At 47.5% G+C, this 15,881-nt stretch carries 8 protein-coding genes; 6 read left to right on the top strand and 2 right to left on the bottom strand.

The genetic code is table 11. The features are described from left to right. Nucleotides 1–216 precede the first annotated feature (216 nt). A complete protein-coding gene (locus JGK11_RS23565) occupies nucleotides 217–411 on the top strand; it encodes a hypothetical protein (RefSeq protein WP_293206297.1) in 195 nt (64 codons plus the stop codon). Here the strand turns inward: JGK11_RS23565 and JGK11_RS23570 are convergent. Continuing rightward, the gene (locus JGK11_RS23570) at nucleotides 377–4,321 is read right to left on the bottom strand and encodes a PAS domain S-box protein (protein WP_293213077.1); all 3,945 of its coding nucleotides are present in this window, start codon (nucleotides 4,319–4,321) and stop codon (nucleotides 377–379) included. The genes JGK11_RS23565 and JGK11_RS23570 overlap by 35 nt on opposite strands. Nucleotides 4,322–4,492: 171 nt before the next feature. Here JGK11_RS23570 and JGK11_RS23575 point away from each other — a divergent pair, with 171 nt between their 5' ends. Together JGK11_RS23575 and JGK11_RS23580 are read left to right on the top strand one after the other, a co-directional pair. Further along, nucleotides 4,493–4,657 carry a hypothetical protein gene (locus tag JGK11_RS23575; RefSeq protein WP_293198533.1) on the top strand — a complete coding sequence of 55 codons (165 nt, stop codon included), beginning with the start codon at nucleotides 4,493–4,495 and terminating at the stop codon, nucleotides 4,655–4,657. Between the two features lie 737 nt (nucleotides 4,658–5,394). After that, nucleotides 5,395–5,529, top strand: coding sequence for a hypothetical protein (locus tag JGK11_RS23580; RefSeq protein WP_293180234.1), 135 nt, complete (start codon nucleotides 5,395–5,397; stop codon nucleotides 5,527–5,529). A gap of 230 nt (nucleotides 5,530–5,759) precedes the next feature. Here the strand turns inward: JGK11_RS23580 and JGK11_RS23585 are convergent, their stop codons facing one another. Continuing rightward, the gene (locus JGK11_RS23585; RefSeq protein WP_293213079.1) at nucleotides 5,760–10,751 is read right to left on the bottom strand and encodes an alpha-mannosidase; all 4,992 of its coding nucleotides are present in this window, start codon (nucleotides 10,749–10,751) and stop codon (nucleotides 5,760–5,762) included. A 183-nt stretch (nucleotides 10,752–10,934) separates the two neighbouring features. Here JGK11_RS23585 and JGK11_RS23590 point away from each other — a divergent pair, with 183 nt between their 5' ends. From JGK11_RS23590 to JGK11_RS23600, 3 genes are all read left to right on the top strand, one after another. After that, nucleotides 10,935–12,917: a hypothetical protein gene (locus tag JGK11_RS23590; protein WP_293213081.1), complete on the top strand. Its 1,983-nt coding sequence runs from the start codon at nucleotides 10,935–10,937 to the stop codon at nucleotides 12,915–12,917. 679 nt (nucleotides 12,918–13,596) lie between these two features. Next, the gene (locus tag JGK11_RS23595) at nucleotides 13,597–13,713 is read left to right on the top strand and encodes a photosystem II reaction center protein I (RefSeq protein WP_039887172.1); all 117 of its coding nucleotides are present in this window, start codon (nucleotides 13,597–13,599) and stop codon (nucleotides 13,711–13,713) included. 536 nt (nucleotides 13,714–14,249) lie between these two features. After that, the coding region (locus tag JGK11_RS23600; RefSeq protein WP_293213083.1) for a DUF3769 domain-containing protein at nucleotides 14,250–15,881 on the top strand (1,632 nt) is incomplete at its 3' end.

The following is a 15,881-nucleotide window of genomic DNA, read 5'->3' on the forward strand; positions in this document are numbered from 1 at the left end:
TAGTCAGTTGACAGTTGACAGTTGACAGTTGTCATTAGTTGTGAACTCTTTCTCCCTTCTCTTCCTCTGTGTCCTCTGCGCCCTCTGCGGTTCAAAAAAAAAGAGATATCAGGTAGAGAAAAGCGATTTCAAGATATTTGTACGCAACCTTCAGTAAATTTTTGTAACAAAATCCGTGAAAATGCGTAAAAATTCCGCGCCGAGTCCGATATATAAATGCTGATTCATAGTACCGCGATCGCCCTAACCTTATGCCGGTTGGCGCGATCGTTTTTTTGTAATTCCTCAACTGCCAACTGCCAACTGCCAACTGCCAACTGCCAACTGCCAACTGTCAACTACCAACTGCCAACTGCCAACTGTCAACTGACAACTGTCAACGGCCAACTCGATCGCGCCCGCCAGACTTAGCCCGATACAGCGCCTTATCAGCAGCTTCAATCAGCATCTTCGGTGAATTTTGACCTTCAGCAATCGTCGCCACCCCCATGCTGAGAGTCACACAATCGGTGACAACAGACTTGAGGTGGGGAATTGCCAAAGCTTTGACGCGCCTGCGGATTCCCTCAGCAAAAGCCTGTGCAGCGGCGATATCCGTATTTGGCAAAATTACCCCAAATTCCTCGCCACCGTACCTAGCAGCCAAATAAAGGCGTTCTGCGGGTGCGTGGGCGCAAGCATCCCCGATCGCCCGCGCGACTTGTTGCAAACAAGCATCCCCAGCTTGGTGGCCGTAATTGTCGTTATAAAGTTTAAAACAGTCAATATCGCACATGATCAAAGATAGCGGTTCCGCAGTGCTCGACTGCTCCCATTCCCGATTAATCACCTCGTCAAACCGGCGGCGGTTAGCTAACTGAGTCAGACTGTCCAAATTCGCCAACCCGTCCAACCGCTGGTTAGCAGCAGCTAACTGCTGGTAAAGTAAAGATTGTTCGATCGCGATCGCCACTTGAGTAGCCAACTCACTCAGCAAATCCATATCAAACGGCTGCCACTCGCGGGGCGCCGAACAGTGGTGGGCAATCAACAAACCCCACAACTTCGGCACTTGACAAGAAGGATTGCCGTCACGGTGTTCGATTCCCTGCTGCACGATGGGCACCACCAAATTCGCCTTCACCTGACACTCGGCCAAAAAATTGACGTGGCACTCGGCAAAATTAGAAGCCTGAATGTTTTCTACAGCGCGAATTCTGCCCTTTAAATACTGTCCCACATAAGTATTAGCAAAACAGCAATCCTCGATCGCCATCCCCATCAGCGGCATCCATCCTGCGCCCACCGACTCCACCACCACATCCCCGTTCCAATCTGGCCGGAAGCGGAAAATAATCACCCGATCCGTGGCCAAAAACTCCCGCACTTCCGCTACTGTAGTCTTAAGAATATCTTTGAGATCCAGAGAAGAACGGATGCGAGATTGAATTTCGGCGATCAGGCGTTCCCGCTCAACTTGCTGGCGCAGAGCCACTTGCACCTGCTTGCTTTCAGTAATATCTCGACCTTCCGGTAGCAGCAAGACAATTTTACCAGTTTCGTCTGCCACCGGTTTGAGAGAAAAATCGATAGTTGCCGTGCGGTTTACCCCTTGAACCTCCACTTCATAGCGGACAAATTCACCTTTTGCCGATCGAGAAATCGCCTCTTGCAACTGTTGGCGAACTTCCGGAGAAACCCCCCACCAAGGCCCCTGCCAAAACGGTCGATTTGCCACATCCCGCAGCTTAATTCCCGCGAAATCTAGAGAAGTTTGGTTAGATTCCAGCAGAATGCCATCCGGTTTTAGCAAGCTAACAAATTGGAAAGAAGAATCAAAAATTGCCCGAAAGCGCCGTTGAGAATCCCCCAACATTGCCGTCACCTTTTCGCGAGAAGTAATATCGCGGAAGCGCCACACCCTGCCAATAATATTTTGTCCGACTCGAATCGGCTGCGTGTATCGCTCAAAAGTCCGGCCGTCTTTAAAATCGAGAATATCGCAGCCTTCGGACTCCGCATCGCTATAAATTTCTCTAACTCTCTGTAAAAAATCCCTCGGATCTTTAACTTGCTTAGTGAGAAACGTCAGCCGCACCGTTCTATCCAGTGAGTTTCTAACTTCTTCGTGGATACCCCACATTTGAACTAACTTTTCATTAAAACTAATCAATTCTCCGGCGTTAGTAACAGCCAGAATGCCATCTGCCGTCGCTTCCATCGTAGCGTGCAACAAAGAGCGCGATCGTTCTAATTCTGCTGCCATTAATTTGCGTTCCGTGAGATTTCGCACTGCTTTAACCTGCACCAAACGACCTTCGCAAACTACAAATTTGCTACGCACGTCAGCAGGAAAAGCAGTCCCGTCCCGCCTGAGAAAAATCGTTTCGCAGACTGTATTGCTGGGTGCAGAAATCATTTGTGGTGCCATTTTGTAAGATTTTGGCGACAGCAGTTCCAGCAAACTCATTCCCACCATTTCCGCAGGTTCGTAACCGAACAGTTCGGCAAAATCCCTGCTGACGCTCAAAATTGTGTCGCGATCGGCCACGGCAACTGCTTCAAAATAAGCTTCGCATTCGAGCAATTGTGCTGCTGTGCTGCTACCGTGTTCCCCGGCATAGCTGTTGTTCATTAGCTGTTGCATTTGCGTATTTGCCGAATACAGAGCGGCCATTGCCTGCCGATACATAGCAGTACGTTTCTCAACTTTTTCAGTAAGGCGAGCGCGATTTTCTCGCAGTTCTCTTTCGACTCTAATTAAATCTGTAATATCTACTGCAAACACGATAACGCCAGCCACTTGACCTGATTCGTCGCGGTAAGGTATTGTATCTGTCCGCACCCAGCATTTGTGACCGGTGGCAGTTGGCAGCAGTTGGACTTTTCCCAGTTTGGGAACGCCAGAATTGATGACTTCTAAATCTTCTAAATAATATTGTTCTGCTTCGTCTGGATAGATTTCATAAAAAGATTTGCCTTCTAGTTGATTTGCGGGCAAACCTCTCGATGCAGCGGCGGCTTGATTAATTCGCAACAAGCGGCTGTCCGTATCTTTGTACCAAATCATCGCCGGCACCGAATCAAAAATAATTTGCTGTTCTTGGTGCTGGCGGCGCATTTCTGCTTCTACTTGTTTTCTTTTAATTATTTCTTGTTCCAGTTTTTTGTTAGCTTTTTTAAGTTCTGCCGTGCGTCTTTCTACTCTTTCTTCTAGTTGGTCGTAGTATTGACTCAGCATATTTTGCTGCTGTTCGCGCCGCATAGCTTCTAATTTTAAGCTTTCGCTAGCCAACAAACTTGACGATACAAATTCTGCTAAGATTGTAGTTAATTCGTGTTCTTCTTCCGTCCACTGGATGCTGGAACCCCGGCGTTCAGCGCTGACTATTCCAGCCATTTGACCAGCCAGCAAAATCGGTACATTCAACAGGGCAGTCGTACCCCGATCTGCAAAATAAAGACTTGCCAGTTCTCGCGTTCTCGGGTCATTTTCGGCTGCCACCGTTGCGATCGCATTTACGGATTTTAAGGCTTGAAAATACGCCGGACAGTCGGCCGCTGTGATGATTATTTGTACGGAATGGAGTTTGGTATTTTGTTCGTAAAAGTCGATACAGTGAAGCTGGGTTTTGTCTTCCCCGTACAGCCAAATACTGGCTCGATCGCAGTTGACAATACTGACAGCGGTTTCCGTGACTTCGCGGATGAATTCTTCTATATTGTTGCGTTCTTTAAGTTGACTTTTGGCTAATTTTGCGATCGCCAAAGTTGAACGGCGCCAATTGTCCTGAGAATTTGGCGGCGGTGCTACCGGCGCAGCGGCTTTAATTTCTTCGCAAACTAACAGTACCACCGGCCGTTGGAAATTGGCAACTGAGTGACTATCGGTATTTTCGTCTATTTTCCATTCTACCGCAGGCAAAGCGCGCGCCGTTGCTTTTACCCACATAATTTTGCCGTCTTTGCGAGTCAAACAGCCTTCCCAACAGGCGACTTTTGGATTTGACGTACCTTTTGTCGGGTGAACCAATCTCGCAAATTCTGACTGCATTTTCCCTTGATCTTGGCAGTAAAATATGTTAAAAATTGAATGACAAATTAATTCCTGCGACCTGTAGGCGAGGCGAGATTCGCCGAATTGATTGAGGGAAAAAACTCTTCCCAAAGCGTCTAGGACGAAGTAAATGCCCGGAAAATTATCGTAGACAGTTCGATACCAATCCTGTTCGACTTGTTGTTTGGTGGACGAAACTTTCGTGGCCGCGAGATCGTCCCCCGTACCTGTCAAGTGAGAATTGTTGGTTTCTGGGTTCCTTGAATGATTTTTTTTAGCAAACACTTTTAGCTTAACTCGACTGTAATTAATTTTACTTTCTGGAATTTAACTTTCTTGTGAAACTAAATTTAACCTGTTATTTGAAAAAGTTACAACTTGTAACAAAATTACAGCTTTTCCAGCGCGCTGGTTTTCGCTTCCGATGCAACCCCTGTGTTTGTATAGAAGGAAGAGTTGACAGTTGACAGTTGGCAGTTGGCAGTTGGCAGTTGGCAGTTGGCAGTTGGCAGTTGGCAGTTGGCAGTTGGCAGTTGGCAGTTGATAGTTGGCAGTTGGCAGTTGGCAGTTGGCAGTTGGCAGTTGGCAGTTGGCAGTTGGCAGTTGATAGTTGATAGTTGATAGTTGACCGAAAGAAGGAAGACGGAAGACGGAAAACGTTCGAGGGAAGACGGAAAACGTTCGAGGGAAGACGTTCGAGGGAAGACCTTTCATTGCAATCAACCACAAGGGTTTCGGCAATTAAGAACATCTTAACCCTCTTAGCGGTTGCAGTAGTTGCTAGACCGTCTGCGTGCGGGAGATATTTCCTGTGGCGTTGCCGTGTCAGCAGTTAAAACAGCAATTACCCCCTGTGTACTTGTAGTATCCCCGACAATGGAAAAAATTGGCAATCAATTGTTTTAACTAATACGAGTGGGAAGTCCCGCACTCTATCCGTTTACAGGATGAGTGACGGGATGAAAACGAGCAGCAAGCAAATTGAGCGATAGCGAATCCATGATAGAATCGAAATAAGCGGGGATGATAAGAGTAGCCGTGGTGGGCGAACTTTCCGTTGTATAAATGCTAGACACCACCTATCAGTTTCTGACTGGTAGCCCCAAGATCCCTTTCTTGCCGTAAAAGAGCTGATGGATGGGTGAAAAAATCAACAATTCTACTCCTTGGGACACAGGGAGTCTGCCGGAAAAGATAAGTAATTATCTTGCTAGTTAGGACCACCTTCGGGTGAGTAAAACCTACGGAGGGAGGATAAGACCAGCTTAGAGATTGCTCGCGTCGAGGCTCTCCCGTTGAAAGAGGAAGCCCGCACTCTATTTGTTTACAATAATGAGTGTCGGGTATGTCACGTATCTATGATAACATTCAAATATCTACTGTTGGGACTGACTTACTTAGGTTTCGGCTGGGGATATTTGCCCTGGCTGCGGATGAACCGGGCGGCGATCGCAATTGTTGGGTCAGATGAGTGCCGTAGCTTTGGGGAGTAGGAGACCTCAAAACTGCTTGGCGGGCGATCGACACCTATCTGTAAACGATATCGCGCGAGGGATTCCCGCGCCCGTTAGCTAAAAGGCGATCGGCAATAGACAAGATTGCACTCATTTGCAAATTATCTTGAAAAATCATCTGCGTTTACCTGTGTTTATCTGCTTGACATCTGCGGTTCCTGTATAATTGAATGATTGATGCAAGAGGTCTAATATCTTAGGTTTTGAGATTATTCCTTCTTCCCTTCCCTCTCTTCCTTCGCGACAAGAGCGCTATCGTGGTTCGTTACAACAGCAAAACTAGCAATTTTCCAAGGTTCTATCTTAAAACTTTCCGATAGAGGCAACTTTTCAGACAAAATTGCAGGTCTTTCCAGCAAATCGACTGACTCTAAAATCTCCAATCCCAAATCGCCATCCAATGCTAACACAGCCTGTTTGCCCTCGGATTCGCAACACCGAAAAATCCAGACATTCGCATCATCTTCCGACTGTTTGAAAGCCATCAACACTAAATTTTCGGCGGACAAATCCAAGAACTTGCCAACGGGTGGCAGAGTCCGATCGCGATTTTCCGGCAACTGCGACAACACCTTTACTAACAGCGGCATATTCAACTCGCAGCCGCGCCGAACAGTGCCAGCATCTTGCCAATTTCCAGCGTGGGGATAGACGGCACAAGTAAATTGGGAAACTCCAACATCTGCTGCTTCATCCGGCCAAGTGGAACTTCTGAGCAAAGTCAGCCGAATTTGATTTGGTTGAATGTCGCAACCGTATTTACAATCGTTGAGCAAACTGACTCCAAAACCGTCATTGCTGATATCAGTCCAACGGAAAATCGGTACTTCCCATTTGGCTTTTTCTGCCGGTGTCTGCGGCTTGGTCGTGCGTGCGATCGCGCCGCCGGGAATTTCGCAAGTTGCAAAATCTGCTGCGACATTTAACCCGAAGGCTGTTTTGACTAAAACGTGAGTTTCTTGCCAATCTACGACTGTCTTGATTTTCAGCAGTGGCGAACCTGTTTCTACTATATAATCTTGGCGAAACTCGGATTTACCAATTTGCATAACTACGCGCAAACTCTGCCGTACTTCTCCCCGGTCTACCCAAGAAATCTGTTTGAGTATCGGGGCGGGTAATGGATGTTTTTGGTAATTCGGATCGATGTTCCAAGCATCCCAATATTGGCCGCTGTCTTGAAATGCTTGCAGTTGATTGCCTCCGACTGCATTCAGGACTTCTCTATTGTTTGCTTTATCCCAAATGCTGGATAAATTACCAGTTTCTGCGTCTACTGTTGCCCGAATAAGCTCATTTTCTAAGACCGTTTCTGGGGCTGAAAAATGCGTTTCTTGACAAGGCGTGTTTTTTTGTGCTATACCGTATGTAAGTTTTGATAAATCTGTCTTTTTTTCGGTTGCTGAGCTTGCAGGGGCATGATTTAGGGTTTGAGCGCCATGGCAAAGCCAAAAAACGCGGTAGCCGATCGCCGGAACACTCTGGGCCGAAAATAACAGTGTAGATTGGGATTGCGATGGGAGTCGATCGCCCTTAACAATCTGCGAAGTCAACCGCCCTCCCGATAAGTCGTAAATTTGCCAAGCTGCGTCGGGGGAATCGGGAAGAGTTACGGCGACAACTTCAGAGCGCGACCAATTGAGAGAATTGAAAACAAAAATCGGTTGAGCGTCCGGCTGCGGAGGAGAAGGTAGAGAAATCTGAGCAGCGATCGCATCTAAGGATTGTAGCAGGATGTGGTGGCAAGAGCGATCGACCTCAGCAAAGGCTAGATTAGCATCAGTGTAGACCTGGGCGATCGCCGAACCGGGCAAAATATCGTGAAACTGGTTAAACAACACCTGTTTCCAAGCCAATTCTAACTCAACTTTCGGATAAACCGCACCAGTGCAGATTGTCGCGATCGAAGACAACAACTCCGCTTGATAGAGCAAATCTTCGCAGCGGCGATTTTGGCGTTTTTGGTCAGCGCGAGTCGTGTAACAACCCCGGTGGAATTCTAAGTAAAGTTCATCTTTCCAAATCGGGAGATTGGGAGAGGGGGAGAGGGGAAGAGAGGGGGAATTTTTTAGTTGAGATTTCTCTTGGTGAATTTCGGTTGGGAAATCAAGGTATTTAGGTTCTGATTCCGAAAATTTACCGGAAAAATCACCTACTAAGCCGGACAAATTCTCGGTTGTTTTCCTAAGTTGCAAATTTTCCTCGTTTTCTACCGAATTCGTTTCACTTTCGGATGAACTTGTCGAATTTTCGAGTAATTTTCCCGATGCGACACCTGATAAAGTTTCGACAACTTCAGGAATTGGCAAACTTGCGGGAGTTTTTAGATTGGAGTTGAGGCTTTCGGGTAAATTTGCGGAATTTTCGACTAATTTTGGAGGTGCGACATCCGATAAAGTTTTCACAACCGTCTCAGCTTGCAAACTTGCGGGAGTTTCCTGACTTGAAGTTCGACTTTCGGGTAAAGTTGCGGAATTTTCGAGTAAATTTGGAGGTGCGACATCCGACAAAGTTTCGACAAATTCAGGAATTGGCAAACTTGCGGGAGTTTTGAGATTGGAGTTGAGGCTTTCGGGTAAATTTGCGGAATTTTCCGATGCGACACCTGATAAAGTTTCGACAACTTCAGGAATTGGCAAACTTGCGGGAGTTTTGAGATTGGAGTTAAGGCTTTCGGGTAAATTTGCGGAATTTTCGACTAATTTTGGAGGTGCGACATCCGATAAAGTTTTCACAACCGTCTCAGCTTGCAAACTTGCGGAAGTTTCCTGACTTGAAGTTCGACTTCCGGGTAAAGTTGCGGAATTTTCGAGTAAATTTGGAGGTGCGACATCCGACAAAGTTTCGACGAATTCAGCAATTGGCAAACTTGTGGGAGTTTCCCGAGTTGAAGTTCGACTTTCGGATGAAGTTGTCGAATTTTCGAGCAAGTTTCCCGATGCGACATCCGACAAAGTTTCGACGACTTCAGCAATTGGTAAACTTGCGGGAGTTTCCTGAGTTGAAGTTCTACTTTCGGATGAAATTGTCGAATTTTCGAGCAAGTTTCCCGATGCGACATCCGACAAAGTTTCGACAACTTCAGAAATTGGTAAATTTTCCCGACTTGGCGACTGCGAAACATCAGATTGAGAATCAACATCTGCAACTTCCGGCAAAAACTGACTCTCAATCAAAGACAAATAATCAACAGCCTTCGCAAACTCCAACCTTGGGAAAAAAGGCGACAACTTCCAGCGTTTCGCCACCTCTAGCATATCGCGAGTCGGGCCGCCGCCGTGGTCGCCAACTCCAGGCAACCAAAGAGAATCTTGCAAACCAGTTTTAATTTGCCAATCAAAAGCATGAGTTGTCATTTTTACAGATTCTACACTTTCGCCGATCGCGCCAGACATCATGCTAAATATTTTAGTACCATCCAACCCTTCCCACCAAAAAGCACCGTGGGGAAATTCCGTCGAATCATTCCAGCGCAACTTCTGCGTCACAAAATAGTCAACTCCACCTTGCCGCAAAATCTGAGGTAATTGCCATCCAAAGCCAAAAGTATCCGGTAGCCAAGCCACCCGCATCAACTCCCCAAACTTTTCTTTGGCATAACGCTGTCCGTAAAACACTTGCCGCACCATTGACTCAGCCGAAATCAAGTTTAAATCCGGTTCAACCCACATCCCACCGACAACTTCCCAACGTCCGACGGCCACCTGTTTTTGAATTGCAGTAAATAAGTCAGGGCGGTGCTCTTCCATCCAAGCATAAAGCGCTGGAGTTGAATGACAGAAAATCAAATCGGGAAACTCGGATTGCAATTTCAATACCGACTCAAAAGTTCGTTCCGCCGCTTCCCAAGTTTCCGGGACAGGCCACAGCCAAGCTAAGTCTAAATGAGCGTGACCAACCAAATAGATTTTACCTATATATATAGATGTATGGCAAGTTTCAAGTGAGTCAGATCTGGATTGGGAATTTGTAATTTGTAATTGGGAATTTGTAATTGGTAATTGATGATTAGCCCGCAAGTGCATGACTTGATTGAGAAAAGCTATATCGCCAGTTTCACCTATATATATAGATGTAATATTCTGATTATCTCCAACCTGAGAAACAACATCTCTTCCTCCTCCCTCTGTGCCCTCTGTGGCCTCTGCGGTTAAATCATCCAACTCCCCAGAAAAAGAGGTAAGGTCAAGATTTTCACCTATATATATAGATGTAGAGTTCCGATTATCTCCAACCTGAGAAAGTTTCTCCCTGATTCCTCCCTCTGTGCCCTCTGTGGCCTCTGCGGTTAAATCATCTAACTCCCCAGAAAAAGAGGTAAGGTCAAGATTTTCATCTATATATATAGATGTAACGTTCCGATTATCTCCAATCCGAGAAACCCTCTTTCTTCCTCCTCCCTCTGTGTCCTCTGCGGCCTCTGCGGTTAAATCATCTAACTCTCCAGAAAAAGCCCGCAGATATCCCAGTAAATTGTGTCGCAACACAGACAAAGATCGATCGAACTTGGCGCGATTCGGCAAAGCAGACCAATCAATCAAACCAACCGCCAAATCAATCTCAGATTGCAGCCTTTCTCCCTTGACGTACATTGGGCGACTTGCTAAAATTTTAATGGATAAATCTTGGGAATGTTTGTTTCCTAAATTTCGAGCGATCGCATTTTGCAAAATCTCTAATTCGTCCGCCACAAAACCCGGATCGAAACAAGTAGAGTCCGCAGCTTCGTACAAACAAATCGATCGCACTAAAGCACCGTTATCGTGTCCAGGACTTACCAACCGTAAAATAACTAAAAATTCATCTCCCGGATTCACCGCCACACTCAACAAAACTCGATCGGCACAATCGAATAAATCACCTTGTCCAACTAACTCACCGTTGACAAAAATAGTCGCATCTTCTGCCCACCAAGTCAAACTCAACAGCAAACGCAAACCCACCACAGGATAGCCGTGCAAATTGTCAGGAATGACAAATTGCTGTCCTAAATAAACAACTTGCTTCCCAGACGGCCAAGCAATATGTCCTTTTTCGTTAAGTTCCGCAACCTGCTTGTTAGAAATACCTACCGAACCGACAGTAGCCGAGTCAGCATCGCAGTACCTCCAACCAGACTGAACGTCCACTTGACTGAGGCGGCGCAACTTCTCTACAACTTCAGAAATATTATTGCTAGCAGGTGGCACAACGGCGCTCATATTTAGTTAAAATAGGACTTGCGTAGGAATCTGGGCTCAGTATCGAACCGCGAAGACGCAAAGGACGCGAAGAAATAAAGGTTTCAGAGGGTTTGAAACTGCGATTAATATCCAGTTTTGATTGTACTGCAAAATTCAGACATTCCGGCGCGAATCTAAAACCTGAATTCAATAATTAAACCTATGTCCGACGGTTACTACGGCCCATACCAAAGCCGACTATTAAATTTTATATCCAAACAGTCCCGCCAAGTTGCCGATAATTGCGATCGCACTTGGCGACAAATTAAACAAACCACTCTCAGCGCTACCCAAATTCTACTTTATCCAGCTTACCTGCTCGTCCAAAGTTCCCGAATGTTGAGCCGACAGTTGCGGGAATCCAGCCAAAAAGTAGATTTACCCGAACTTCAAGAATATACCGATGACGAAAATCCAGATTTTTCGGGAAATTGGTATCCGGGAGAAATTTCCGATGAAAGTTCGATCGACCAAATCTTGCAACTCGCTGAAAATTTGCTAAACTCGTCGCAAACCGCCACAACTTTAGTCAGTTTTCCGCTGTTAATCCAGACAAACCCAGCAACGGAGAAAGCCGATCGCGATTTGCATCCAGCCATCAATTTTATCAAACAAGCTGCCAAGCATCAAACAACTTCCGTCTTAGAACCTCCCCAGGCCAAAACTCAATTAGACAGCCAATCCCAAAAAGTTCAGGGAATCGCGACTTTCATCCCAGCCCGCACTTTAGTCTTAATCGGAGATGACAATCGCATATTAGATATTTTGACGCCCGAACAGCAAGAACTGCTCGAAAGTCGCATAACTTGGGAAGTCGCCAACGAGGGGCCGGAACGGCGGGAAATTGCTCAAAAAGAATTAAAATTTAATCTCGGTTTAGAGTCTGCTGCGAAAAAATCTCGGTTGGCGCCGGTGCGTCGTTTTTGGGAATTGATGGTCTGGCTCCAGTCGAGTCCGGTTGCTGTGAAAAGAAATCAGTTTGGAGAATCAATCCTCGCAGTCAAAGGCGCGATCGACCGCAATCTCATCTTAGTCCAAAAATCCACCACGCCGATCGCTCCGGCCAACACCGCACAGCCGACGATTGCTCGATCAAATTCGATCGACCGCAATATCCCAAAATTAGAACCTAATTTTAACAGCAAGTTCGATCGCACCGACAATCCGATCTCCTTTGTCACATTACTCGATCGCGCCGCCGTCAACCTCGAAGAATTTACCCTCCCCCCAGCAGCCAAAACCACCGCTGACAATCCAGAAGTAAAATTTAACACTTCCGCCACGGAAAACAATTCAGGTCTGTCAGCCCGCGAAATCCTCGAAAAATACGCGAAAAACATCGAAAAAATGATTTGGTCGTCCGTAGACCAACTGCTGGGCAAAGAAACGGCAGCTAGTGATAATACTGATAAATCAGTCGCAATTCAGTATTATTTAAAACAACGCCAGGAACAAGATCGAACGGAAAATAGCCCAGAGGTCGATCGACCTTGGCTGAATTGGCAAGACTTATTCGGAGAACCAGCACCGCAGCACTTAATCGCAGGAAGTGCCGAACCCGAGGCAACTGTTCAAAACCTCATATCACAAAATAGCCCAGAAGTCAAGCAGGAAATTGCAAAAACAGTAGAATTGTCAGAAAGTCGATCGACCGCAGTCTCAATATCGCCTTACCCCGAAGCAATTCACAGGATGCTCGCCCAGCTCAAACAGAGCTTGCTTACAAAAGTCCCACAAAGTCAACCCCAAACAAACTCAAACTTAGCCGTCACTCCAGAAAATAAATCTGGACTCGCAGCAGAATCAACCCCAGAGCGCGCGCCGGAGACCCAAGTGCCAAAAAACACCAACCCGAACACCGCACAAACCAGCAAATCCCCAGCAGCAATCGCCCCCCCCACCAGCAGATATACCCCCGCCCCCAGCATCGCAGCACATCAAAATCAGAGTGCAGGTCTCCCGCCAGCAGACGAATACTTAGAAACAAAAGCAGAATCGATGGGTTACATTAAACACCCACTAGAACAAGTGCTCGAATGGCTCGATTTAATCATGGTGCGCGTCGAAAAAATCATCGAGCAAATCTGGAATTGGGCAAAAACCAACTTGCCAACAATCCTCAAAAGCAAAGATAAAATTGACTAGAAAACGAGCCTCCCGTGTCCCCGGCTGTCTTACGTGGGGATTAGTCGGTCTGCGGTTTTAACCGCCAGTAAATATTGTATTTGGGGACTAAGCATGGTAATGTAATTGAGTGAGTAGGAATAACCGTCTGCGCGTTGAATCATCCTAGTGCGGAGAAATCCCGGCAACTCAGATATCCGGCTAGAACCGGAATACTTAGAAAGGGCAAATAATGGCAGGTTGAAGAGCGTACCTATCTGGCTTGTGATGGACTCTGAAAGCAAAAGAAAAACTCAAAGTAAGCCCAACTGCAACACCTCTGGTATTGGTAGTTGATTTAAAGGGTCTAGGGGGATATTTGCCTATCCCTTCCAAGTTCGGCTTGGAGAATCCCCCGGCTGAAGCCGTGGGGAGTGTCAATAATCTTTAGCTTATTGGAAAAATTTGGCGGAGCTAAGCGGAGGGCTAAAACCCCGTCCTTTGAGGACTGCTTTCTGCTATAGTCTCCAACAAGTCGGGATAGGGCATTGCCACGACTCTAAATGGATGTGGAGGGAGAGTAAGACTACTCAGGTAGCATCACCCTGGGAAGCGTCAAGAATCACCGCACTTTTAGGGCAGTGAATATGTCAAGATAAAAAAGTTGCCGCAACAGCAGCAAATCAGCTCAGTATTATTTCATCTTTGGAGACTCCCTAGCGTGCTAACCCTCAAAATCGTAGTTAATGTAGTTGTTCTATTTTTTGTTTCCCTGTTCATATTTGGGTTTTTGTCCAATGACCCAGCTCGGAACCCCAACCGCAGAGACATGGAATAAACCAGCTACCTCCCTCGCTGACTCGGGGGCACGTCACCGCAGCCCCCGCACCAGCCAGCAAATCCCCAAAAATTAGTCCAACAAAACTTGACCTCGCACCACTAGCGAGGTTATCTTATGCCGAAAGAAACCAGTTAACAGTTGACAGTTGTCACGAAGGAAGAAGGAAGAAGGAAGAAGGAAGACAGTTGACAGTTGACAGTTGTAGGGGCGGTGCCCCCGTGCCCGCCCTAGTTGACAGTTGACAGTTGACAGTTAACCTAGAAGTCCGAGGATTGAAGCAATGAATAGTCTGATTTTAATTCCTCCCTACAAGGAAGGGTTCCGCCTTTAAACCAATTCTTTCTGGTAATCAACCAAGTTTCTGAGGATGAGCCCCTTAGCGACTCGGCACAACCGAAGATTTCCGGTTAACCTTGAAACGCTGCCTGTTAAATGCAAAAATTTGGACGATCGACTCTCCGCTATAAAAAAACCTCTAAAATCTAAAATCTAAAATCTAAAATCTAAAATCGGATGATTCACCTGTTGTAACTATGCCCTATCCGGTACCGCCGCCCGAACCCTCTGCCATCATCTACATCGCGAAGCCCAAAAAAGTCGCCCTCACTGTGGCGACAAATGATGGAGACACCCGCAGCAACTCCGCACAAATACCGGAAGCCAGCCCAGAAATCGTTCAGCCCGAACCAACATCCCCGCAACCAGAACCCTCAGCCGCACTCCTCGGTACCACCGAAGCCACCAGTCAGTCTCCTGAAATCGCCACTCCCCTAACCTCCGTGGAAAGTGGCGGCGCAGCGGCGGGATTTCAGCTTCCGGTTGTTCCAGCAGAAAAATCCGAAACTGCGGAAGCCCAGCAAGATACCTCGTTTACTTCTTACCAATTGGGTTCAGTAGAAAATGCCATTGCCGCTCGGAACCGTCAACGAACAGCAGGGGATCAGAGCAAAAAGGACAATAATGCTGTCCGACAGCCAGAAAACGGGTATCAGGCTAAAGGCGAGCAGTTAAAAGATAACTCCCCCGAACCTGCGGAGATTGTTGTTCCCGAACCGCCAGAAACGCCTCCTGCAAAACAGCAAGAGTTCGAGATTCCAACGACGCCAACGACGCCAACGACGCCCCCAGGGCCCAAGCCAGCCACTCCCCCAGCGCCGAAACCGCAGCCCAAACCTGCCGCGCCCGGAGTCCGTACCGCGCCTTCTCAGCGAACGGTGCCATTTCCGGTGAGTCCGGCTGATACGATCGAAATTAAGGCCGATAGTCAAGAATTTGACGACAAACAGCAAATTGTCACGGCGGTTGGTAGGGTTGTGGTGCGGTTCCGACAAACAGTGATTGATGCCGATCGCGCGATCGTCAACCTAGTCACCCGCCAAGTGATAGCATCCGGTAACGTCGCCTATACTCGCGGCCAACAAGTAGTCCGCGGCCGGCAGATGGAATTCAATCTCGGACTCAACTCCGGCGCAGTCGAACAAGCCAGCGGCGAAATATTCCTCCCCGCAGCGGGTAGCGAGTTAACCCCCACACTACCGACAGATATTAGTGCTGGAACCATTCTAGAACAGCCGCTGAGCGATCGGCTGACCAGCCAACAGCCCCTTCGCGGAGTCAAATCCCCCGGCGCTGCTACTATTACCATCGGCGGTGGTGGCGCTGGTGGCGCTGGTGGCGCTGGTGGCGCTGGCGGACGCTTAACCGCCCCCCAAATTACCGGCGCCGTCAACCGCGTCCGCTTTGAAGCAGATCGCCTCGAATTACTGCCAAATGGCGTCAGAGTAGCAACCAACATTCGGATTACTAACGACCCGTTTTCCCCGCCGGAACTCGAATACAGAGCCCGAAGAGCAACAATTACCAGGATTTCCCCCACGGCTGAGGAATTAGTCACAAATTCCCCCCGCTTGGTATTTGACAACCGCGTCAAAATACCCGTGTATCCCCGCAGGCAAGTTTTTGACAGCCAACAGAAAAACGGCCCCTGTTTGACTTTCGGCTACGACGGGGGCGACAGAGGCGGTTTGTTTGCCGAGTGCGGTTTTGAAATATTGCAAAACGGGCCCGTGCGCCTGACTCTGACACCCCAAATTTACCTCCAGCGAATCGTGGAAAAGAACGGTGGAAATCCCTTTTCCCCCGACAGCTACGGGCTGAGAGCAAAG

Origin of the sequence: Microcoleus sp. PH2017_34_RAT_O_A, from assembly GCF_020737885.1 — a bacterium.
In the GTDB taxonomy this organism is placed as follows: Bacteria; Cyanobacteriota; Cyanobacteriia; order Cyanobacteriales; family Microcoleaceae; genus Microcoleus.

Excerpts from the sequence above, each read along its gene's own strand:
- JGK11_RS23565 (WP_293206297.1), top strand. The coding sequence starts at position 217 with ATGCTGATTCATAGTACCGCGATCGCCCTAACCTTATGCCGGTTGGCG.
- JGK11_RS23580 (WP_293180234.1), top strand. The coding sequence starts at position 5,395 with ATGATAACATTCAAATATCTACTGTTGGGACTGACTTACTTAGGTTTC.
- JGK11_RS23585 (WP_293213079.1), bottom strand. The coding sequence starts at position 10,751 with ATGAGCGCCGTTGTGCCACCTGCTAGCAATAATATTTCTGAAGTTGTA.
- JGK11_RS23590 (WP_293213081.1), top strand. The coding sequence starts at position 10,935 with ATGTCCGACGGTTACTACGGCCCATACCAAAGCCGACTATTAAATTTT.